The organism is Ensifer sp. D2-11 (assembly GCF_054161295.1).
On sequence record NZ_CP096433.1, the window covers coordinates 333,478 to 353,368 of the forward strand.

The following is a 19,891-nucleotide window of genomic DNA, read 5'->3' on the forward strand; positions in this document are numbered from 1 at the left end:
GCGCATTTTCCTCATCCCGCTTAGTACCGACTGCGCGGCCTGCTGCATGTTTCCTTTGATCGTAGCCGATCAAAGGACAAAAACATGCAGCAGATCAAAGTGCTACAGCGACCTTTGCGCGTCAGATAAGACTCGCGGCGCTGTAGGACACCTATCGGAGGACTGCAATCTCTCCTCACTCTCATCTCTGTGCTCGTCACAGAGATGAGAGCAGCGCCGCGTCTGCGGCGCGGGAGGAGTTCTTTCCGCCCAAGGACTTGGTCTGGCTGGATCCCTGTGACGAGCACAGAGATGAGGAAATCAAACAGGCCGCGGCGGGTACCGAAACTCAACAGGCCTTAACCCTCGCTCAGCATTTCAGCCTCGCCGCTCGAACGGCCGATGAGGCTGCGGCGGACGCGGCCGACGTCGCGCCTCGGCGGCTCGCCGAAATGGCGGGCATATTCGCGGCTGAACTGGGACTGGCTCTCATAGCCGACCTTGTGGCCGGCATCGCCGGCATCGAGGCGCTCCTCGAGCATCAGCCGCCGTGCCTCCTGCAGGCGCAGCTGCTTCTGGTACTGCAGCGGGCTCATCGCCGTGATTGCCTTGAAATGGTGATGAAGCGAGGAAACGCTCATGCTTACGCGGCTTGCGAGGTCGTCGATGCGCAAGGGGCGGGAATAATGCTCCTTCAGCCAGGACACCGCGCGGCCGATCTGGTGCGGCTGGCTCTCCGTGGTCGCCATCTGGCGGAGCCTGGCGCCGTGCGGTCCGAGCAGCAGCCGATAAAGCAGTTCCTGCTCGACCAGCGGCAGCAGCACCGCAATGTCGTCCGGGCGGTCGAGGAGCCGCAGCAGCCGAAGCGCCGTGTCCTCAAGATCGGGAGTGAGCTTGCTGACCGTCATGCCGCGCGGCGAAGCCGGAGCTTTCGCAGCCTCCGGGCCGATGGCGTCGAGGAGCGCCGGAAGCCTCGTCGTATCGATCTGGAAGACCATGCTGAGATAGGGCTCCTCGGGCGAGGCGAGCGATATCTGAGAAAGAACCGGCAGGTCGATGGAGGTCAAAAGGTAGTCCGAGGCGCCGTAGACGAGGGTTTCCTCACCGAGCACGACACGTTTGGCTCCCTGGACGATGATCGCCAGGCTCGGCTTGTAGGCGGCGCAATTCGGCTTCGCGGAAACGGAATGCCGATGAACGCTCAGCCCTGGAATAATCGTCGGATGATCGCCGTCCTCTCCGGCGATCCGGGCAATGATGTCGATCATTTCCTGACGCGGCATGCGCTGTGATTCTGTCATATTCGGTGGACTTTCCAATACCTTAGATCCGTGCGGAGACAGGGGGCAGATAGGTTGTCGGCGCTATGCCGCCACCTGGCTTCCACGATTCTCGCAGAATCGTGCAAAAGTTTTGCAGGATCGCACTAACGCAATGGCCTTGTGAGACAGCATAGTCCGCCCTGCCGCCTGCGGTCCATAGACCAATGGGCGCGCCACTCCCAGACATGAAGGACAGACCCATGGCCATTGCAAGAGGATATGCGGCGACGGACGCGTCGAAGCCGCTCGCACCCTTCACCTTCGAGCGTCGCGAACCGCGCGACGACGACGTGGTGATCGACATCAAATATTGCGGCGTCTGCCATTCCGACATCCACCAGGCGCGCGACGAATGGGGCAATTCGACCTTCCCCATGGTACCGGGCCACGAGATCGTCGGCATCGTCAGGGCGGTCGGCTCCCAGGTCACCAGGTTCAAGATCGGCGACCGGGTGGGCGTCGGCTGCTTCGTCGACTCCTGCACGACCTGCGCCAAGCGTGATCTCGACCTGGAGCAGTATCTGCCCGGCCTCGTGGTGACCTACAACGGCGTCGAGGCCGACGGAACCCCGACCCAAGGCGGCTATTCCGACCATATCGTCGTCAAGGAAGGCTATGTGCTCTCCATTCCGGAGAACCTTCCGCTCGATGCTGCCGCACCGCTGCTTTGCGCCGGCATCACGCTCTACTCGCCGCTGCGTCACTGGAAGGCCGGCCCCGGCAAGAAGGTGGCGATCGTCGGCTTGGGCGGTCTCGGCCATATGGGCGTGAAGCTCGCCCATGCGATGGGCGCGGAGGTCACGGTGCTCAGCCAGACGCTTTCGAAGAAGGAGGACGGGCTTAAGCTCGGGGCGGACCACTACTACGCGACGAAGGATCCGGAGACATTCACGAAGCTCGCCGGCAGCTTCGACCTGATCATCTGCACGGTCGCGGCCGAGATCGACTGGAACGCTTATCTCAACCTCCTGAAGGTCGATGGCGATCTGGTGCTCGTCGGCATTCCGGAGAATCCGGTGCCGGTCCATGCCTTCTCGCTGGTGCCGGCACGGCGCAGCATTTCCGGCTCCATGATCGGTTCGATCAAGGAGACGCAGGAAATGCTCGATTTCTGCGGCGAGCACGGAATCGTTTCGGAGATCGAGACGATCCGCATGGAGCAGATCAACGAGGCCTATGAGCGGGTGGTGAGAAGCGACGTGCGCTATCGCTTCGTGATCGACATGGAATCGATCAAGGCTTGAGCTTGGGCGGGCCGCTGCCGCTACTCAAAGCAGCGGCAGCGGCCCGTCGTTCTTGATCTCTTCCATGACCGCATAGGTCCGGGTCTCCTTGACGCCCGGGAGTGTCCAGAGGACCTGACCGAGGAAATTGCGGTAGGCGGCCATGTCCTCGAAGCGGGTCTTGACGAGATAGTCGAAGCCGCCGGCTACCATGTGGCATTCGAGCACTGCGGGCGCCTGCTTTATGGCGGCCGCGAACTGGTCGAAGACCTCCGGCGTCGTCTTGTCGAGCATCACTTCGATGAACACCAACAGCCCGAAGCCGAGTTTGTGGGGGTCGAGACGCGCACCGAAGCCGGAGACGTAACCTTCCTTCAGAAGCCGCCTCAGGCGTTCGCTGGTCGCCGTCGGGGAAAGCCCGATCCGGTCCGCCAGCTCCAGATTGGTAATCCGCCCGTCCGCCTGCAGGATATTGAGGATTCTCCGGTCCGTCTTGTCGATCTGGTGCATGGCCGCCTCCGCTTTCGGTGCTTCAGGCGGCAAGCCGTGTTTCGGCGAGCTTCACCCAATAGGAAATTCCGTGCGGAATGGCTTCGTCGTTGAAGTCGTAAGCCGGGTGATGCAGTCCCGCCGTATCGCCATTGCCGATGAAGACGAAGGCGCCCGGCCGGGCCAGCAGCATGTAGGAGAAATCCTCGCCGCCCATCATCGGGTCGAGCGCTGCGTTGACGTTGCCTTCGCCGGCGATCGTGGCGGCGACGGCAAGCGCGTGACCGGCCTCGGCGGCGTGGTTTACCGTCACGGGATAGTTGCGGCCGTACCAGACGTCGACGGTGGCCCCGTAGGCGCCTGCGATGTTCTCGGCGATCTGGCGGATACGGGCTTCGCCGGTGTCGCGCACTTCCGGCGTCAGCGCGCGCACGGTGCCGGCGAGTACGGCCTGTTCGGGGATGACGTTGTGCGCGAAGCCGGCATTGAACTTGGTGACGGAGACGACGATGGAGGCAAGCGGATCGATGGTGCGCGAGGCGATCGTCTGCAGCGCGTTGACGATCTGGGCGCCGATGGCGATCGGGTCGATCGTCTTGTGCGGCTGAGCGGCGTGGCCGCCGCGGCCCTTGACGGTGATGTTGAACTCGTCGGTTGAGGCCATGATCGGGCCGGCGCGGCTGCCGAAATGGCCGACCGGCATCCCCGGCATGTTGTGCATGCCGTAGACCTCTTCGATTGCGAAGCGCTCCATCATGCCGTCCTTCACCATCTCGTTGCCGCCGCCGCCGCCTTCCTCTGCCGGCTGGAAGATCACCGCGACATTGCCGGCGAAGTTACGCGTTTCGGCGAGGTACTTCGCCGCGCCGAGCAGCATGGCCGTATGGCCGTCATGGCCGCAGGCATGCATCTTGCCGGGGGCCGTCGAGGACCAGGCCCTGCCGCTTGCTTCGGTGATCGGCAGGGCGTCCATGTCGGCCCTGAGGCCGACGGTGCGGCCCGGGCCGCGATTGCCGCGGATGAGGCCGACGACCCCGGTCCGGCCGAGGCCGGTCACGATTTCGTCAACGCCGAATTCCCTCAGTTTTCTTTCGACGAAGGCTGCCGTATTTTCGACCGCGAACAGGAGCTCCGGGTTCTGGTGCAGATGGCGCCGCCATTCGGTCACTTCGTTCTTGAGCTCGGCGGCACGGTTTAGAATCGGCATTGTTCGTTCCTGTCGATCTGTTCGTTCACTTTGGTTCGGCACGTGAGGCCCGACGCTTCTGCATCCGGCTGGAGTCTCGCCGGCGGAGTGTCCGGGCGGTGGATTGGCGCGGCAGCCAGATGAATGGGCTTTGCCATCTCCTTGCCATATAGGCTAAATAGCGGGACGATACGAGGCAACTCCGGAATTTCGAGGTTTGGATTGTGGCAATAGCACGATTCCCGTTGGGCGACAGGTTGGGCAGGATGGGCATGCTCGCGGGGGCTTGCGCCGTCTTCTTGGCTGCGGCGCTGCCTGCATCGGCCAATCCGCGGCTGGTGATCGACGTCGATACGCTCAAGGTCTACGAGCATCAGGACATCTTCCAGAAATGGTATCCGGCGTCGCTGACCAAGCTCATGACGGCCTATACCACGTTCCGGGCCATTCAGGCGGGACAGCTGACGCTGCAAAGCCCGGTGGTCATGACGAAGAACGCCGCTTCGGAGCCGCCGAGCAAGATGTTCTACAAGCCCGGCCAGAAGATGACGCTCGACAGCGCGTTGAAGATGATGCTGATCAAGTCGGCGAACGACGTCGCCGTCGCGATCGCCGAGACGGTCGGCGGATCCGAACAGGCCTTCATCGAGAAGATGAACGCCGAGGCGCGCCGCATCGGCATGACCTCGTCGCATTTCATCAATCCCAACGGCCTGCCCGGTCAGGGGCAATATACGACCGCCCGGGACCTTGCGGTGCTCGCGGTCACGCTGAAGCGCGAATTCCCGCAATATGCTTCCTATTTCGCGCTGGAAGGCTTCACCACCGGCAAGAAGGACTATCCCAATTACAACATGCTGATCGGCCGCTTCGATGGCGCGGACGGCATGAAGACGGGGTTCATTTGCGCCTCGGGCTTCAACCAGGTCTCCTCGGCGAGCCGCGGCGGCCGCAGGGTGGTATCGGTCGTGCTCGGTGAAGACAGCCTTGCAGCGCGTGCCGACGAGTCGGCCAGGCTCCTGCAGATGGCTTTCACCACGGTGAGCACGGGCAAGCCCTCGCTTGCGGAGATCGTCCCTTATGGCGAAACCCACGGGGTGGTTGCCGACATCAGCAAGGAAATCTGCTCGAAGCAGGCGGCGAAGGTACGCAGCGAGGGGCGTGACGAGGCCGGCCGGCAGAAGCTGCTTTCACCCTATATCCACGAGATCGACCGCCCGCTGAAACTTGCCTTTGCCGGCCTCATACCCGGCAGCGACGACAAGACGGCCAAAGCCGGCAGCGATGCCACGGCACAGGGTGACGCGGTCGAGATCGCCAATGTGCCGATTCCGGTCCCGCGCCCGAGCTTCTGAACGGAGTCTTTTCATGAACGGTCCAATGCCGGTGGTGCCGGTCTCGATCCTCACCGGCTTTCTCGGCGCGGGCAAGACGACCCTTCTGAACCGGGTGCTCAAGGATCCGGTGCTTGCCGACACGGCCGTCATCATCAACGAATTCGGCGATGTCTCCATCGACCACCTCCTGGTCGAGGCGTCGAGTGACGGCGTCATCGAGCTTTCCGACGGCTGCCTGTGCTGCACCGTGCGCGGCGAACTCGTCGATACGCTGGCCGATCTCATGGACCGGATGCAGACCGGCCGCATCAAGCCGCTGAAGCGCGTCGTCATCGAAACCACCGGTCTTGCCGATCCGGCACCGGTGCTGCAATCCGTCCTCGGCAATCCCGTGATTGCCCAGAATTTCCGGCTGGACGGAGTCGTCACCGTCGTCGATGCGGTCAATGGCGAGCAGACGATCGCCAATCATGTGGAAGCCATGAAGCAGGTCGCGGTGGCCGACCGGCTGGTGATCAGCAAGAGCGGGCTCGCCAAAGATGATGGTGTCGGCAGGCTCGAGGCGCGGCTCAGGGATCTCAACCCGCGCGCGCCGATCATCGACGGCGACACGGAAGAGGCGGGCCGGGCCGATCTCTTCGCCTGCGGTCTTTACGACGCCACGACCAAGGTCGCCGATGTCGGCCGCTGGCTCCAGGACGAGGCCCATGCGGACGGCCACGGCCACGTTCATGACCACCACCACGAAGATGGTCACGGCCATGGGCACCATCACCATCATCACGACGTCAATCGTCATGGTTCGGACATTCGCTCATTCAGCATCGTGCATGATCGGCCGATCGAACCGATGGCGCTGGAGATGTTCATCGACCTCCTGCGCTCGGCCCATGGGGAAAAGCTCCTGCGCATGAAGGCTATCGTTTCCGTCGCCGACAATCCGGAGCGGCCGGTGGTGCTGCACGGCGTGCAGACGGTCTTTCACGCGCCGGAGCGGCTTGCCGCCTGGCCGGATCCGGCCGATCGCCGGACGCGAATGGTGCTGATCACCAAAGGCCTGGACGAAGCATTCGTGCGCGACCTCTTCGACGCATTCACCGGCAAGCCGCGCGTCGATCGACCGGACGCGCAGGCCCTCGCGGACAACCCCCTGGCGGTGCCGGGGATGAAGTTCTGAGGCCTCCGGCCGGGCTTTCTTCATCACCCCCTGCTCGCCGGGGGCTTGATTTTCAGGTCCCTCAGCGCTACGTATATCCCACTCGTATATGGCAAAAAGGAATGGACCTTGGCCAGTTCGACCGTATTCATCAGTAACCGTAGCCAGGCGGTCCGGCTGCCAAAGGCCGTCGCCTTTCCCGAGGGCGTGCATCAGGTCGATATCCTCAAGATCGGCCGCAGCCGCGTGATCGTCCCCCAGGGCAAAAGATGGGACGATCTGTTCCTCAGCGGGCCGCGCGTCAGCGAGGATTTCATGAGCGAGCGTGATCAGCCGGTGGCGGAAACACGCGAATCCTTCTGATGCTCACCTATATGCTCGATACCAATATCTGCATCTATGTGATGAAGACCTATCCGCCGGCCGTGCGCGAAAAGTTCAACGGACTGGCGGAGCAGCTTTGCATATCGAGCATCACGCTGGGAGAATTACACTATGGCGCTGAAAAATCGGCCCGGCGCGTTGAGAACCTTACGGCTATCGAACATTTCGTGGCACGGCTGGAGGTGCTGCCGTTCGCAGACAAGGCAGCGGCCCACTACGGGCAGGTTCGGGCTGAACTGGAGCGGACGGGAACGCCATGCGGCCCCCACGACATGCAGATCGGCGCGCATGCGCGCAGCGAAGGGCTGATTGTCGTGACCAACAATATACGCGAGTTCGTCCGCATGCCGGGTGTAAGGGTCGAGAACTGGCTGTGACCGATCCGAAGGCGCGGGAGTGCTTTAAATTTGGTTAGCTACACCGCTTGCGGATAAGGAAACGATGTCCGCCTGCGATCGGCTCAGCCTGTTCCAGCCGATGCCCGTCCTCGTTGCAGAAATGCGGGATGTCTATCACGGCCAGCGGGTCCGTCGTTTCGATCTCGATGAGTGCGCCGGGCGTCAGGTTTTCCATTCGCTTGCGCGTCTTCAAAACGGGAAGGGGGCATTTCAGCCCCCTCAGATCGTAGCGTAGCCTCGCTTCCTCGGGCATCAATTGCCCCAGAGTTTCCAGAACGGGCGCTTCTTCGGCTGCTCGGCGGGTTGCTGTTCGGGTGCCGGCGCTTGCGCATTCCCGGCGGGAGCGGCGGCAACCTGAGCATTGTCCTGCGCCGGCGGTGCTGCCTGTTGCCCGCTGGCGGCGGCTTGCGGCTGGCCCGGTGCGGGCTGTTGAGCGGCCGGCTGACCTGCGCCCTGCTGCGCGGGAGCCTCGGCGGCGGGTGCGGCCGGCGCGGCCGCGGGCTCGCTGCGAGAGAACAGACCCCAGAGCGACTTCCTCGCGGGCTCGGCTTGCACCGCTGCCTGCTCCACGGGGCGCTCGAGCGGGTTGGCCTGCGGCACCGGCAGGCCCTTGCCTTCGCGGGCCGCCTTTTCCAGCGCTTCCTTCTGGATCAAGGTTGCCTGCTTGGCTTCCTCGGCCTCTTTCTGTTCGGCAAGCTTCTTCTCGAGATCGCTTACCTTGAGCAGCTTGCCCGCATCGAGCGAGGTGCCGGTCGGCGCATAGGCAAGCTCGCGGCCCTTGCGCTGGTCGGCGACGACCGCCTTGCGTTCGGCCTCGGTCGGCTCATACCAGACCATGCCGTCGAATTTCTTCAATGCCTTCTCGTAGTCGCGCCGATAGTCCTTGTCGTAGCTGGCCATCGCCATCTGCAGCGCCGGCGGCGTCGTCATGGCAGGGCACTGGCCGGCCGCATTGAACTGCCCCTCGGCCTGCTGATTGAAGACGTATTTCCTCTCGCAGACATTCACTGCCGGCGGGCGCTTGGTCACTTCGAACTGGTCGTAGCCGGCCTTCAGCATCTTCCAGAAGTCGATGTTCGGATTGTCGCGGTGGCGCGCCATGTTTTCCGCCGTCATGCGGAAGGGAAAGGCCTGAAGCTGCACGCTTTCCTGGCCGCCCTTGAACGCGTCGCGGGCGAGCGCGAAAATCTCGATGATCTGCTCGTTCGTCATCGAATAGCAGCCGGCCGAAGAGCAGGCACCGTGGATCATCAGATGCGTGCCGGTGCGGCCGTTGGCCTTGTCGTAGGTGTTCGGATAGCCCGTATTGATCGCCAGGTAGTAGCTCGAATTCGGGTTCATCTGGTGCGGATAGAGCGGATAGAATCCCTCCGGCGCCTGCCGGTCTCCCTCCTTCACCTTGGGCCCGAGCTTGCCCGACCAGGCGCAGATCTTGTAGCTCTTCAGAAGCTGGAACCGGTTCGCCGTGTTCGCCTTCCAGACTTCGAGCGTCCCTTCTTCCTTGAAGATGCGCAACAGGATCGGGGACGTCTTCTGCATCCCCAGCTCGCGCATCTTGCTGACCATCTTGCTGGAAAGCTGGTACTCGGTCTTGTTCTTGACGGACGACAGGTTGACCGAATCGAGCGTCTCGTTGGTGCAGCCCGCAAGAGCGGCTGCGACAGCGGCGGTGAGGACAAGGTTCCTGAAACGCATCGGCAAAAGCCCGTTCTAGCCACATTCTATCCGTGCACGCCGGTTCCACGAAGGACAGGCGTCAACGAATCAGTACGTCATTATTCTTCACGAAATCTTAACCGTGCAGGCGCCCCCTGCGAATGGCCATCTCTCATGACCTCATGAATATGGCCAAGATTTGGCCACACTCCGATTTCCGGTTGCTGACGTCAGGGAATAATCGCAATGGTTCGGATTGGAACGGCTCGGGCCGGAGCCGTAATCAGAGGTTACGGCCGATATTCAGATATTTCTGCCGCCGGTCGGCCCGCAATTCGTCGCCATTGCGTGCGGAAAGCTCCTTGAGAGCGTCGCCGATCACGGTTTCCGTGCGGCTGATGACCGCGTCCGGGTCACGGTGGGCTCCACCGACAGGCTCCGGGATTATTCCGTCGATGACGCCGAGCGACTTCAGGTCTTCGGCGGTGATCTTCATGTTGCTGGCGGCCTCCTTGGCGCGCGTCGAGTCGCGCCAGAGGATCGAGGCCGCACCTTCCGGGGAGATCACGCTGTAGATCGCGTGCTCCAGCATGTAGACGCGGTTGCCGGTCGCGATCGCGATCGCGCCGCCCGAACCGCCTTCGCCGATCACCACGGTGACGATCGGCACCTTGATGTTGAGGCACATTTCGGTCGAGCGGGCGATCGCCTCGGCCTGGCCCCGCTCCTCGGCGTTGACGCCCGGATAGGCGCCTGCCGTGTCGACCAGCGTTATCAGCGGCAGGCCGAAACGGTCGGCCATCTCCATTATGCGCGTCGCCTTGCGATAGCCCTCGGGTCGGGGGCTGCCGAAATTGTGCTTGATGCGCGACTTGGTGTCGTTGCCCTTCTCCTGGCCGATGACGGCGACGGGCGTGCCGTGAAAGCGGGCAAGCCCCGCCTGGATCGCGTCGTCATTGGCGAAATTCCGGTCGCCGGCAAGCGGCGTGAACTCGGTGAAGAGGCGCGAGGCATAGTCCAGGAAATGCGGACGCGAGGGGTGGCGAGCGACCTGGGTCTTCTGCCAGGGGGACAATTTGGAATAGATCTCGACCATCGCATCGCGGACGCGCCCTTCCAATCGGGCGATCTCGTCTGATGTGTTAACGCTCTCGTCTTCGCTGGCGAGCTTCTTCAGTTCGAGAATCTTGCCTTCGAGATCAGAGATGGGTTTTTCGAAGTCGAGATAATTGTGCATCAGACGCGTTTCCGATCGTTTTTCGACAAGGGCCGCCCTGCCAAGCCATTCCGTCAGGCGGACCTAATCCTGTTTTTTCGCCTGTTTGGCAAGGGGGTGATGGTTTTGCACGAGGTCGTGAAGCCGTTCTTCCAGCACATGCGTATAGATTTGTGTCGTGGAAATGTCCGAATGGCCGAGCAGTTCCTGCACGGCACGAAGGTCGGCGCCGTTGGCGAGCAGATGACTGGCGAAGGCATGGCGCAGCACGTGCGGTGAAATCGCCGCCACCCGGATGCCTGCCCGTGCCGCAAGGCTCTTGAGGTCGCGGGCAAAGACCTGCCGCGGCAGATGGCCGGACTTGCCATTGGAGGGGAACAGCCAGGGGCTGTCCGCACTCTCTTCCTGCAGTGCTTCCCCATAGGCCCGCATGGCGCGGATCGCCGCCTGCGACAGCGGTACGAGCCTTTCCTTGTTACCCTTGCCGCGAATGATGAGAAAACGCCCGTTCTGCGCAAGCACGCTCGCCGGCAGCGACACGAGCTCGCTGACGCGCATGCCTGTCGCATAGAGGAGCTCGATCAGCGCGTGCATGCGCAATTTCGCCATCGCGTCGTCGCTGCCGGATTTCGCCTCCGCTTCCGCCTGGCCGATCAGCCGGGTGACGTCTTCGATGCTGACGGTCTTCGGAAGGGTGCGGGCTTTCTTCGGCGCGTCGAGGATGCCCGTCGGGTCGTCCGTGCGCAGCCCTTCCGCATAGAGGAACTTGTAAAATTGCCGGAGGGCCGAGAGCCGCCGCGCCTGCGACGACGCTTTGAAGCCCTGGCCTGCGAGATGGGAGAGATAGCTTCTGAGATCGTCGGCCGAGGCGTCGGTGAGCCCGGTGCCGCGCGAGCGCAGGAAGGAACGCGCGTCCTCGAGGTCGCGCTCGTAGGATTGCAGCGTGTTCGCCGCCGCTCCACGCTCGGCGCTCATCATTTCCAGGAAGGCTTCGACGTAGGCTGCGGACATATCCGTCATTGCGGCTTGTTGACCCGTTCGGAGGGAATGCGCACCGTCACGTCCCGCTCAACCGGGACGACGAAAGTGACGAGCGCCACCATCGTGCCATAGACCATGCCGGCCGCGACGGCGCAGATGAACAGGAAGCGGAAGAGGGTGGGCATTCAAGTCTCCTCTGCATGGCGCCGGAAAACCGGACCTTTTCGCGGGCGGACCATGCAGCCGTTCGAAACGCTGTAGCGCGTCCAATATGAACGCTGCAGCGGGTGCGTGAACTATATGAACGGCGCCGCCCAAGAGTGCAAGAAGCCGGCCCCCGATCCTTGCAGCGCCGCGCGTCTAATCAGGCGCAAAGGCCGCCGGTCCGCACGTCCAAGCGAAGGCGCCGAAAATCATTGAATCGGATAGGTGGGAAAAGTGGTAGTATCAAGTAGTAGTATAGGGATGTGCCATGCAAACGGAAAAGCTCAGTATCAGTCTGCCGGTCGACATGGCGCGCATGGTGCGCCGCCGGGTCGAGGACGGGGCTTATGCCTCAAACAGCGAAGTCATCCGTGACGCATTGCGACTGTGGCAGGAGCGCGAACAGGAACGCGGGCATCGCCTTGATGCCATCCGCGCCAGCCTCGATGCCGCTGCCAACGATCCGGCACGCCATGGCAGCGCCGAGGTTTCGGCTCATTTTGACCGTCTTCTGACCCAGACAGAGAAGACTGCCAAGTCGTGAGCCGCGAACTCGTCTTTACGCCGGCGGCGCTCGTCGATCTAGAGGAGACATTTTGGTTTGTCGCTGCCGATAATCCTCGTCGCGCCCGCAGCTACGTCGCAGAGATCGAACAAGCTGCCGCAATCTCTGCGAGACGCCGTTGATGGGCCGTGGAAGACCGGATTTGCGGCCGAACCTGTTTATCTTCCCGCTTTGGCGACGTGTTCTGATCGCCTACGAACTGCCGGACAATCGCGTAGATATTCTGCGCGTGTTTTCAGGCGGGCAGGATTACGAAGCAATCATGTCTGGCGAGTAGGTAGGTCCTGATCTGCAGTGGCGACGGCTTGACGCTCCCCCCCGATTTGTCGATACCGGAGAGGAATGGGGAATTTGAAGCGCAATGAACGATGTGACCGAACCGGTTTCCGCGACGCTGGCCGAAAGGGCGAAGCGCACTCTCGGTAAGCGCAATCTCGTTTTCATCGGCCTGATGGGGGCAGGTAAATCGGCAATCGGTCGGCTGACCGCCCAGGCGCTCGGCGTTCCTTTCGTCGATTCCGACCACGAGATCGAGCGGGTCTCGCGCATGACGGTCGGCGATCTCTTCGCGACCTACGGCGAGGAAGAGTTCCGGGCGCTGGAGGCCCGCGTGCTGAAGCGCCTGCTCAGGTCCGGCCCGCGGGTGGTGTCGACCGGCGGCGGCGCCTATATCAACGAGCGCTCGCGGCGGCATATCAAGAAGGGCGGCCTGACGATCTGGCTCAACGCCGAGCTTGACGTGCTATGGGAGCGGGTAAACAAGCGCGACACCCGGCCGCTTCTGAAGACCGAGAATCCGAAGCAGACGCTCGAGAACCTGATGCGCGCGCGCTACCCGATCTATGCCGAGGCGGACCTGACCGTTCTCTCGCGCGATGTGAAAAAGGAAGCGATGGTCGAGGAGGTTCTCGCCGCCATCGCCGATCATCAGAAAGCCTGAAGCCATGACCAGCCATGTGATGCCAACCGCCGAGCGCAAGGTCCGCGTCGATCTCGCAGAGCGTTCCTACGATATCCTCATCGGCCCCGGTCTGATCGCCGCGGCAGGCAGGGAGATCGCTTCCCGGCTCAAGGGCCGGAAGATGGCGGTCATCACCGACGAGAACGTCGCGCCGCGTTATCTCGAACCACTGATGGCGAGCCTCGGGGAAAGCGGCATCGAGGCCGTCTCCCTCATCCTACCGGCAGGCGAGAAGACCAAGAGCTTCGAGCACCTGATCCCGGTTTGCGAAGCCATCCTCGGCGCCAGAATCGAGCGCAACGACGCGGTGATCGCGCTCGGCGGCGGCGTCATCGGCGATCTTACCGGCTTTGCCGCCGGTATCGTCCGCCGCGGTTCGCGCTTCATCCAGATCCCGACATCGCTGCTGGCGCAGGTCGATTCCTCGGTCGGAGGCAAGACCGGGATCAATTCGCCGCATGGCAAGAACCTGATCGGCGTCTTCCATCAGCCCGACCTCGTCCTCGCCGATACTGCCGCGCTCGACACGCTGAGCCCGCGCGAATTCCGCGCAGGCTATGCCGAGGTCGCGAAATACGGCCTTATCGACAAGCCGGAGTTCTTCGAATGGCTCGAGAAAAACTGGCAGGCGGTGTTTGCAGGCGGACCCGCCCGGATCGAGGCGATTGCCGTCAGCTGCCAGGCAAAGGCTGACGTCGTTGCCGCGGACGAGCGCGAAAACGGACGTCGCGCCCTCCTCAACCTCGGCCATACCTTCGGTCATGCGCTGGAGGCCGCCACCGATTACGACAGCAAGCGGTTGGTGCATGGAGAGGGCGTTGCGATCGGCATGGTTCTGGCGCATGAGTTTTCAGCCCGGATGAATCTTGCGAGCCCCGACGATGCGCGGCGGGTGGAGGCCCATCTGAAAACCGTCGGCCTGCCGACGCGCCTCGCCGACATTCCCGGTGCATTGCCGCCGGCCGATCGGCTGATGGCGGCGATCGCCCAGGACAAGAAGGTGAAGGGAGGCAAGCTCACCTTCATCCTTACGAGGGGCATAGGCCAGTCCTTCGTGGCGGACGACGTGCCCTCCTCGGAGGTGTTGAGCTTTCTTATGGAAAAGCATCCGCGATGACCGACGTGCTCCTGGGCTTTCTGACGGAATACTGGCTGTCGCTGCTTTCCGTTATCTGCCTTCTCGTTATTTCAGCCTTTTTCTCCGGCTCCGAGACGGCGCTGACCGCGGCCTCGCGCTCGCGGATGCATACGCTGGAGAACAACGGCGAGGAGCGGGCCGGCATGGTCACCCGGCTGATCGAGCGTCGCGACCGTCTGATCGGGACGCTGCTCATCGGCAACAACCTCGTCAACATCCTGGCCTCGTCGCTGACGACGAGCCTGCTGATCGGCCTCTTCGGCGATTCGGGCGTGGCGATCGCCACAGTCGCCATGACGGTACTGCTCGTCATCTTCTCCGAGGTCCTGCCGAAGAGCTGGGCGATCGCGTCGCCGGACCGGTTTGCGCTGGCGGTTGCGCCTTGGGTTCGCCCCTTCGTTGCCGTCGTGGGTCCGGTATCCTCCCTCGTCAACGCAATTGTCAGGCGCATCCTGCACCTCTTCGGCATCAATCTTTCTTCCGACCTGCCGATGCTCACCGCGCATGAGGAACTGCGCGGCGCGGTCAATCTGCTCCACCGCGAAGGGTCGGTCATCAAGGCGGACCGCGACCGGCTCGGCGGGGTGCTCGATCTCGGCGAACTCGAAGTTTCCGACGTCATGATCCACCGGACCGGCATGCGGGCGATCAATGCGGATGATCCGCCCCAGACCTGCGTGCGCGAGATCCTCGAGAGTCCGTTTACACGCCTGCCGTTGTGGCGCGGCTCGGCCGACAACATCATCGGCGTCGTCCATTCCAAGGACCTGCTCCGGGCGCTCGCCGAGCCGAATGTGGAGCCCGAGACGCTCGATATCGTCAAGATTGCGCAGAAACCCTGGTTCGTTCCGGATTCGACCAACCTCAAAGACCAGCTCAACGCCTTCCTGCGCCGCAAGCTGCATCTTGCGATCGTGGTCGACGAATACGGCCAGGTGCAGGGGCTCGTCACGCTGGAGGATATTCTCGAAGAGATCGTCGGCGACATTGCCGACGAGCACGACATCGACATCCAGGGCGTACGTCAGGAGGCCGACGGTTCGATCGTCGTCGATGGTTCCGTGCCGATCCGCGACCTCAACCGGGCGCTGGACTGGTCGTTGCCGGACGAGGAGGCGACGACGGTTGCCGGCCTCGTGATCCATGAATCGAAGAGCATTCCGGAGGAGCGGCAGGCCTTCACGTTCTACGGCAAGCGTTTCACGGTGATGAAGCGGGTGAAGAACCGGATCACCAAGCTGCGCATCCGCGCGGCCGAGGACGAGGGGCAGGTGGGTTAGGACCTGTGGACACTTATGGATAGGGGTTTGATTTCGCACAAATCGGTCAATGCCAAGGATTTTTCCGCAGCAAAGGGTTGTCCCCTTTGCAAGGGAAAAGCCGCCGGCAGTGGGCGATTTGTGCAAAACCCTTCGGGCGGCCCATATTGCGGTGCCTTGTCGCGAAAAATCCGGCTTGCAGGCGGACGGCCTGCGGCGCCGGATTTTCCACGAAAGTCCCTCGCAATTTGGGCCGTCAAATCCCTATCCATAAGTGTCCACAGGTCCTAGAGCAGTTCACCAGCGCGTCGCTTCCCCTGGGGCAGCCGGTTCCACCGCCAAAGCATGGAGGCCGGCATCGAGCTCCGGCTTCAGCAGATCGTTTATGGCGCGGTGGCGCGCCACACGGCTCATGCCGGTAAAGGCGCTCGAAACGATGCGGACGCGCATATGCGTTTCGCCGCCGCCGTCGAATTCCGGCTGATGACCGGCATGCTGATCGCTCTCATTGATCACCATCAGCCGCTCGGGATGGAAGGCTTGCGTGAGCTTCTCTTCGATGCGGCGTTGCAGCGACATGTCTTCAGTCCCATTTCCCTGTTTTGCTGCAAGGGGCGGAGCCAGGCGGCAGCGTCTCCCATGCAATGCAAAATGCCCGCACAAAGCCAGTAACATTCCGTTTTGTCAATTCTTGTTGTCGCCCTCTGCAAACCCCATAATGTGCGTCATGAAGCTCGATTCAAAATATTTCGACCGCATCCGAACGCGCCCCCGGGGTCAAGCGCGCGTGGAGCCGTCTGCGCCGGTGTGCCAATGGGACGGCTGCGACAATACGGCAGTTCATCGGGCACCCGTCGGGCGCAATGCCGAGGGCGAGTATTTCATGTTCTGCTTCGAGCATGTGAAGGAGTACAACAAGGGCTACAACTATTTTTCCGGCCTCTCCGACACCGAGATCGCCCGCTATCAGAAGGAAGCGGTGACCGGCCATCGTCCGACCTGGACGGTCGGTGTCAACAAGAGCGCCCGCAACGGCCCGACACAGTCGCAGATGCGCTCCGGCACCGCCGGCGCACAGGCGCGCATGCGCGATCCTTTCGGATTTTTCAACGAGGCGCGCGCCCGCCAGGCACGGCACGAACCGCGCATGCGCAAGCTGAAGACGCTCGAGGCCAAGGCCTTCGAGACGCTGGGGCTTGCGGCCTCGGCGACGACCGCCGACATCAAGGCGGCATACAAGGAGCTCGTCAAGAAGCACCACCCCGACGCAAATGGCGGAGACAGGGGGTCGGAAGACCGCTTTCGGGCGGTTATTCAAGCCTACCAATTGTTAAAACAGGCTGGTTTCTGCTAACAACCCGGATTATGACAGAAGCACACTTTGCAGGCGAATGCGCGGGTGCCGGCGGGCGTCCGCTCTGGAGTTATGATGAGCAAGATTGACCTCGACATTTCCAACCTCCCCGACACGACGGTCTCTGTCCGGGAGGCTTTCGGCATCGACACGGATCTGCGCGTTCCGGCCTATTCGAAGGGCGATGCCTATGTGCCCGAAATCGACCCGGACTACCTCTTCGATCGTGAGACGACGCTCGCCATTCTCGCCGGCTTCGCCCACAACCGGCGCGTGATGGTTTCCGGTTATCACGGCACCGGCAAGTCGACCCATATCGAGCAGGTCGCGGCGCGGCTCAACTGGCCATGCGTGCGCGTCAACCTCGACAGCCATGTCAGCCGCATCGATCTCGTCGGCAAGGACGCGATCGTCGTCAAGGACGGGCTTCAGGTGACCGAGTTCAAGGACGGCATCCTGCCCTGGGCCTATCAGCACAATGTCGCGCTCGTCTTCGACGAATACGATGCCGGCCGGCCCGACGTCATGTTCGTGATCCAGCGCGTGCTGGAGTCCTCCGGCCGCCTGACGCTGCTCGACCAGAGCCGCGTCATCCGCCCGCATCCGGCCTTCCGATTGTTTGCGACGGCAAACACCGTCGGTCTCGGCGACACGACCGGCCTCTATCACGGTACGCAGCAGATCAATCAGGCCCAGATGGACCGCTGGTCGATCGTGACGGCGCTCAATTACCTGCCGCACGACAAGGAAGTCGACATCGTTTCCGCGAAGGTCAAGGGCTTCGTTGCCGACAAGGGCCGCGAGACGGTCTCCAAGATGGTCCGCGTCGCCGACCTGACGCGTGCCGCCTTCATCAACGGCGACCTGTCGACCGTCATGAGCCCGCGCACGGTCATCACCTGGGCCGAGAACGCCTATATCTTCGGCGATATCGCCTTTGCGTTCCGCGTGACTTTCCTCAACAAGTGCGACGAGCTGGAGCGGGCGCTGGTCGCCGAGCATTATCAGCGCGCCTTCGGCGTCGAACTCAAGGAGAGCGCTGCCAACATCGTGCTGGAAGCGACCGCCTGAAAATCGATGTGCTCGCATAACGGCCGATCCGGTTGAAGAAGGAATTGTCGTGAGTTCGAATTCCAAGGCGAAACCGACTACGAGGGAAAACGCCGCCGAACCGTTCAAGCGGGCGCTTTCCGGCTGCATCCGGTCGATCGCCGGCGATGCGGAGCTGGAGGTCGCTTTCGCCAATGAGCGGCCGGGAATGACAGCCGAACGCATCCGGCTGCCGGAGCTCTCCAAGCGCCCGACCCGTCAGGAGCTGGCAGTGGCGCGCGGCCTCGGCGATTCCATGGCGCTGCGCAAGGCCTGCCACGATGCTCGGGTCCATGCGACGATGTCGCCGCAAGGGGCGGACGCCCGGGCGATCTTCGATGCGGTCGAGCAGGCGCGCGTCGAGGCGATCGGCGCACTCAGGATGCCGGGCGTGGCGGGCAACCTCTCCTCCATGCTCGAGGAGAAATACAGCAAGGCGAATTTCGCTGCGATCGACGCTCAATCGGACGCGCCGCTCGAAGAGGCGGTGGCACTGCTCGTGCGCGAGAAACTGACCGGGGAGAAGCCGCCGGAGTCCGCCGGCCAGGTCCTCGACCTCTGGCGCGACTTCATCGAGCAGAAGGCCGGTCCCGACATGCGCAATCTGGCCGGTACGATCAACGACCAGCAGGCCTTCGCCCGCGTCGTGCGCGACATGCTGTCTTCGATGGATGTTGCCGAGAAATACGGCGAGGACGATAACGAGCCGGACGAGCAGGAGAGCGAGACCGACGAGGACCAGCCGCGCAGCCAGGAGCAGGACGAAAACGCCAGCGACGAGGAAGAAGGCTCCGACGCCGCGCCCGCCGACGAAAACCAGTCTACCGAGGAGCAGATGGAAGAAGGCGAGATGGATGGCGCGGAAATTTCCGACGACGATCTCCAGGACGAGAGCGACGAGGACAGCGAAACGCCCGGCGAGGTAAAGCGGCCGAACCATCCCTTCGCGGATTTCAACGAGAAGGTCGACTATTCGGTCTATACCCGGGAGTTCGATGAAACCATCGCCTCCGAGGAGCTCTGCGACGAGGCGGAGCTCGACCGGTTGCGCGCCTTTCTCGACAAGCAGCTCGCCCATCTCCAGGGCGCGGTCGGACGCCTTGCAAACCGCCTGCAGCGCCGCCTGATGGCGCAGCAGAACCGGTCCTGGGAGTTCGATCTCGAAGAGGGCTATCTCGACTCCGCCCGCCTGCAGCGCATCATCATCGATCCGATGCAGCCGCTCTCCTTCAAACGCGAGAAGGACACGAATTTCCGCGACACGGTCGTCACGCTCCTGATCGACAATTCCGGTTCGATGCGCGGCCGCCCGATCACTGTCGCCGCGACCTGCGCCGACATTCTTGCGCGCACGCTGGAGCGCTGCGGCGTGAAGGTCGAAATCCTGGGTTTCACGACCAAGGCGTGGAAGGGCGGACAATCGCGCGAGAAATGGCTTGCCGGCGGCAAGCCCCAGTCGCCGGGCCGCCTCAACGACCTGCGCCACATCATCTACAAGTCCGCCGACGCGCCCTGGCGCCGCGCGCGCCGCAATCTCGGCCTGATGATGCGCGAGGGACTGCTCAAGGAGAACATCGACGGCGAGGCGCTGATGTGGGCGCATGAGCGTCTCCTGGCCCGGTCCGAGCAGCGACGCATCCTGATGATGATCTCGGACGGTGCGCCGGTCGACGATTCCACTCTGTCGGTGAACCCCGGAAATTACCTCGAACGGCATCTGCGCGCCGTTATCGAGCAGATCGAGACGCGTTCGCCGGTCGAACTGCTTGCGATCGGCATCGGGCATGACGTCACACGCTATTATCGCCGCGCCGTGACCATCGTCGATGCGGACGAACTGGCGGGGGCGATGACGGACCAGCTTGCGGCGCTCTTCGAGGACGAGAGTATGCGCCGCCGCCCGGGCGGAGCGCGTCGCGCCGGTTGACGGATTTCCGGCCGCGGCCACCCCCTAGGACCTGTGGACACTTATGGATAGGGATTTGACGGCCCAA

The 19,891-nt window shown here is 62.8% G+C and carries 21 protein-coding genes and 1 pseudogene; 13 read left to right on the forward strand and 9 right to left on the reverse strand.

All coding sequences use genetic code 11. The features are described from left to right. Positions 1-338: 338 nt before the first annotated feature. Entirely contained in the window at positions 339-1,280 is a 942-nt protein-coding gene (locus tag M1D34_RS01515) for an AraC family transcriptional regulator (RefSeq protein ID WP_028011316.1), read from the reverse strand. A gap of 221 nt (positions 1,281-1,501) precedes the next feature. On the opposite strand from M1D34_RS01515, the gene M1D34_RS01520 reads away from it, so the two are divergent. Beyond that, positions 1,502-2,545 (forward strand): NAD(P)-dependent alcohol dehydrogenase, encoded by a 1,044-nt coding sequence (locus M1D34_RS01520; protein ID WP_013844829.1) that lies wholly within the window; start codon positions 1,502-1,504, stop codon positions 2,543-2,545. Positions 2,546-2,569: 24 nt separating this feature from the next. Here M1D34_RS01520 and M1D34_RS01525 read toward each other — a convergent pair whose 3' ends face one another. Both M1D34_RS01525 and M1D34_RS01530 read right to left on the reverse strand, forming a co-directional pair. Then, complete coding sequence (locus M1D34_RS01525) at positions 2,570-3,034, reverse strand: Lrp/AsnC ligand binding domain-containing protein (RefSeq protein WP_010970133.1); 465 nt, start codon at positions 3,032-3,034, stop codon at positions 2,570-2,572. Positions 3,035-3,056: 22 nt separating this feature from the next. After that, positions 3,057-4,220 (reverse strand): M20 aminoacylase family protein, encoded by a 1,164-nt coding sequence (locus M1D34_RS01530; RefSeq protein WP_107608339.1) that lies wholly within the window; start codon positions 4,218-4,220, stop codon positions 3,057-3,059. Positions 4,221-4,471: 251 nt separating this feature from the next. Here M1D34_RS01530 and M1D34_RS01535 point away from each other — a divergent pair, with 251 nt between their 5' ends. The 4 genes from M1D34_RS01535 (at position 4,472) to vapC (ending at position 7,453) form a co-directional block, all read left to right on the forward strand. Then, the gene (locus tag M1D34_RS01535) at positions 4,472-5,554 is read left to right on the forward strand and encodes a D-alanyl-D-alanine carboxypeptidase family protein (protein WP_498781685.1); all 1,083 of its coding nucleotides are present in this window, start codon (positions 4,472-4,474) and stop codon (positions 5,552-5,554) included. A 13-nt stretch (positions 5,555-5,567) separates the two neighbouring features. Then, a complete protein-coding gene (locus M1D34_RS01540) occupies positions 5,568-6,713 on the forward strand; it encodes a CobW family GTP-binding protein (RefSeq protein ID WP_498780346.1) in 1,146 nt (381 codons plus the stop codon). Between the two features lie 108 nt (positions 6,714-6,821). Further along, positions 6,822-7,055, forward strand: a complete 234-nt coding sequence (gene vapB, locus M1D34_RS01545) for a type II toxin-antitoxin system antitoxin VapB (protein ID WP_010970129.1) — start codon at positions 6,822-6,824, stop codon at positions 7,053-7,055. Then, positions 7,055-7,453, forward strand: coding sequence for a type II toxin-antitoxin system toxin VapC (gene vapC, locus M1D34_RS01550; RefSeq protein ID WP_013844828.1), 399 nt, complete (start codon positions 7,055-7,057; stop codon positions 7,451-7,453). The genes vapB and vapC overlap by 1 nt, the downstream gene beginning before the upstream one ends. A 34-nt stretch (positions 7,454-7,487) precedes the next feature. On the opposite strand, the gene M1D34_RS01555 is transcribed toward vapC, so the two are convergent. The 5 genes from M1D34_RS01555 to M1D34_RS01575 all read right to left on the reverse strand — a co-directional run bounded on the left by M1D34_RS01555 (position 7,488) and on the right by M1D34_RS01575 (position 11,512). Then, positions 7,488-7,727, reverse strand: coding sequence for a sulfurtransferase TusA family protein (locus M1D34_RS01555; RefSeq protein ID WP_010970127.1), 240 nt, complete (start codon positions 7,725-7,727; stop codon positions 7,488-7,490). After that, positions 7,727-9,169 carry a L,D-transpeptidase family protein gene (locus M1D34_RS01560; protein ID WP_498780350.1) on the reverse strand — a complete coding sequence of 481 codons (1,443 nt, stop codon included), beginning with the start codon at positions 9,167-9,169 and terminating at the stop codon, positions 7,727-7,729. Before M1D34_RS01560 ends, M1D34_RS01555 begins: the two co-directional genes overlap by 1 nt. 244 nt (positions 9,170-9,413) lie before the next feature. Then, positions 9,414-10,367, reverse strand: coding sequence for an acetyl-CoA carboxylase carboxyltransferase subunit alpha (locus M1D34_RS01565; RefSeq protein ID WP_498780352.1), 954 nt, complete (start codon positions 10,365-10,367; stop codon positions 9,414-9,416). Between the two features lie 63 nt (positions 10,368-10,430). Next, positions 10,431-11,366: a site-specific tyrosine recombinase XerD gene (xerD, locus tag M1D34_RS01570; RefSeq protein ID WP_498780354.1), complete on the reverse strand. Its 936-nt coding sequence runs from the start codon at positions 11,364-11,366 to the stop codon at positions 10,431-10,433. Further along, a complete protein-coding gene (locus M1D34_RS01575) occupies positions 11,363-11,512 on the reverse strand; it encodes a hypothetical protein (protein ID WP_003527468.1) in 150 nt (49 codons plus the stop codon). Before M1D34_RS01575 ends, xerD begins: the two co-directional genes overlap by 4 nt. A 287-nt stretch (positions 11,513-11,799) precedes the next feature. Between M1D34_RS01575 and M1D34_RS01580 the strand changes: the two genes are divergently transcribed. From M1D34_RS01580 to M1D34_RS01600, 5 genes and pseudogenes are all read left to right on the forward strand, one after another. Further along, the gene (locus M1D34_RS01580) at positions 11,800-12,075 is read left to right on the forward strand and encodes a type II toxin-antitoxin system ParD family antitoxin (RefSeq protein WP_153313658.1); all 276 of its coding nucleotides are present in this window, start codon (positions 11,800-11,802) and stop codon (positions 12,073-12,075) included. Beyond that, a pseudogene (locus tag M1D34_RS01585) lies at positions 12,072-12,373 on the forward strand (type II toxin-antitoxin system RelE/ParE family toxin). Before M1D34_RS01580 ends, M1D34_RS01585 begins: the two are co-directional and overlap by 4 nt. Positions 12,374-12,457: 84 nt before the next feature. Further along, positions 12,458-13,036, forward strand: coding sequence for a shikimate kinase (locus tag M1D34_RS01590; RefSeq protein ID WP_027989814.1), 579 nt, complete (start codon positions 12,458-12,460; stop codon positions 13,034-13,036). 4 nt (positions 13,037-13,040) lie between these two features. Further along, a complete protein-coding gene (gene aroB / locus M1D34_RS01595) occupies positions 13,041-14,174 on the forward strand; it encodes a 3-dehydroquinate synthase (RefSeq protein WP_498780357.1) in 1,134 nt (377 codons plus the stop codon). Continuing rightward, positions 14,171-15,475: an HlyC/CorC family transporter gene (locus M1D34_RS01600; protein WP_003527459.1), complete on the forward strand. Its 1,305-nt coding sequence runs from the start codon at positions 14,171-14,173 to the stop codon at positions 15,473-15,475. The genes aroB and M1D34_RS01600 overlap by 4 nt, the downstream gene beginning before the upstream one ends. A 276-nt stretch (positions 15,476-15,751) precedes the next feature. On the opposite strand, the gene M1D34_RS01605 is transcribed toward M1D34_RS01600, so the two are convergent. After that, positions 15,752-16,033 (reverse strand): BolA family protein, encoded by a 282-nt coding sequence (locus M1D34_RS01605; protein WP_010970118.1) that lies wholly within the window; start codon positions 16,031-16,033, stop codon positions 15,752-15,754. Positions 16,034-16,172: 139 nt separating this feature from the next. Between M1D34_RS01605 and M1D34_RS01610 the strand changes: the two genes are divergently transcribed. The 3 genes from M1D34_RS01610 to cobT all read left to right on the forward strand — a co-directional run bounded on the left by M1D34_RS01610 (position 16,173) and on the right by cobT (position 19,824). Beyond that, positions 16,173-16,808 (forward strand): J domain-containing protein, encoded by a 636-nt coding sequence (locus tag M1D34_RS01610; RefSeq protein WP_003527457.1) that lies wholly within the window; start codon positions 16,173-16,175, stop codon positions 16,806-16,808. A gap of 75 nt (positions 16,809-16,883) precedes the next feature. Next, complete coding sequence (cobS, locus tag M1D34_RS01615; protein WP_003527456.1) at positions 16,884-17,879, forward strand: cobaltochelatase subunit CobS; 996 nt, start codon at positions 16,884-16,886, stop codon at positions 17,877-17,879. Positions 17,880-17,928: 49 nt separating this feature from the next. Further along, entirely contained in the window at positions 17,929-19,824 is a 1,896-nt protein-coding gene (cobT, locus tag M1D34_RS01620) for a cobaltochelatase subunit CobT (RefSeq protein WP_498780361.1), read from the forward strand. Positions 19,825-19,891: the final 67 nt, after the last annotated feature.

Bases quoted from the DNA above. Each gene is read 5' to 3' on its own strand.
- aroB (WP_498780357.1), top strand. From the start codon at position 13,041: ATGACCAGCCATGTGATGCCAACCGCCGAGCGCAAGGTCCGCGTCGAT.
- M1D34_RS01530 (WP_107608339.1), bottom strand. From the start codon at position 4,220: ATGCCGATTCTAAACCGTGCCGCCGAGCTCAAGAACGAAGTGACCGAA.
- M1D34_RS01555 (WP_010970127.1), bottom strand. From the start codon at position 7,727: ATGCCCGAGGAAGCGAGGCTACGCTACGATCTGAGGGGGCTGAAATGC.
- M1D34_RS01560 (WP_498780350.1), bottom strand. From the start codon at position 9,169: ATGCGTTTCAGGAACCTTGTCCTCACCGCCGCTGTCGCAGCCGCTCTT.
- M1D34_RS01600 (WP_003527459.1), top strand. From the start codon at position 14,171: ATGACCGACGTGCTCCTGGGCTTTCTGACGGAATACTGGCTGTCGCTG.
- M1D34_RS01525 (WP_010970133.1), bottom strand. From the start codon at position 3,034: ATGCACCAGATCGACAAGACGGACCGGAGAATCCTCAATATCCTGCAG.
- M1D34_RS01590 (WP_027989814.1), top strand. From the start codon at position 12,458: ATGAACGATGTGACCGAACCGGTTTCCGCGACGCTGGCCGAAAGGGCG.
- M1D34_RS01575 (WP_003527468.1), bottom strand. From the start codon at position 11,512: ATGCCCACCCTCTTCCGCTTCCTGTTCATCTGCGCCGTCGCGGCCGGC.
- M1D34_RS01535 (WP_498781685.1), top strand. From the start codon at position 4,472: ATGCTCGCGGGGGCTTGCGCCGTCTTCTTGGCTGCGGCGCTGCCTGCA.
- M1D34_RS01580 (WP_153313658.1), top strand. From the start codon at position 11,800: ATGCAAACGGAAAAGCTCAGTATCAGTCTGCCGGTCGACATGGCGCGC.
- M1D34_RS01540 (WP_498780346.1), top strand. From the start codon at position 5,568: ATGAACGGTCCAATGCCGGTGGTGCCGGTCTCGATCCTCACCGGCTTT.
- M1D34_RS01515 (WP_028011316.1), bottom strand. From the start codon at position 1,280: ATGACAGAATCACAGCGCATGCCGCGTCAGGAAATGATCGACATCATT.
- M1D34_RS01605 (WP_010970118.1), bottom strand. From the start codon at position 16,033: ATGTCGCTGCAACGCCGCATCGAAGAGAAGCTCACGCAAGCCTTCCAT.
- M1D34_RS01565 (WP_498780352.1), bottom strand. From the start codon at position 10,367: ATGCACAATTATCTCGACTTCGAAAAACCCATCTCTGATCTCGAAGGC.
- xerD (WP_498780354.1), bottom strand. From the start codon at position 11,366: ATGACGGATATGTCCGCAGCCTACGTCGAAGCCTTCCTGGAAATGATG.
- cobS (WP_003527456.1), top strand. From the start codon at position 16,884: ATGAGCAAGATTGACCTCGACATTTCCAACCTCCCCGACACGACGGTC.
- vapC (WP_013844828.1), top strand. From the start codon at position 7,055: ATGCTCACCTATATGCTCGATACCAATATCTGCATCTATGTGATGAAG.
- M1D34_RS01520 (WP_013844829.1), top strand. From the start codon at position 1,502: ATGGCCATTGCAAGAGGATATGCGGCGACGGACGCGTCGAAGCCGCTC.
- M1D34_RS01610 (WP_003527457.1), top strand. From the start codon at position 16,173: ATGTGCGTCATGAAGCTCGATTCAAAATATTTCGACCGCATCCGAACG.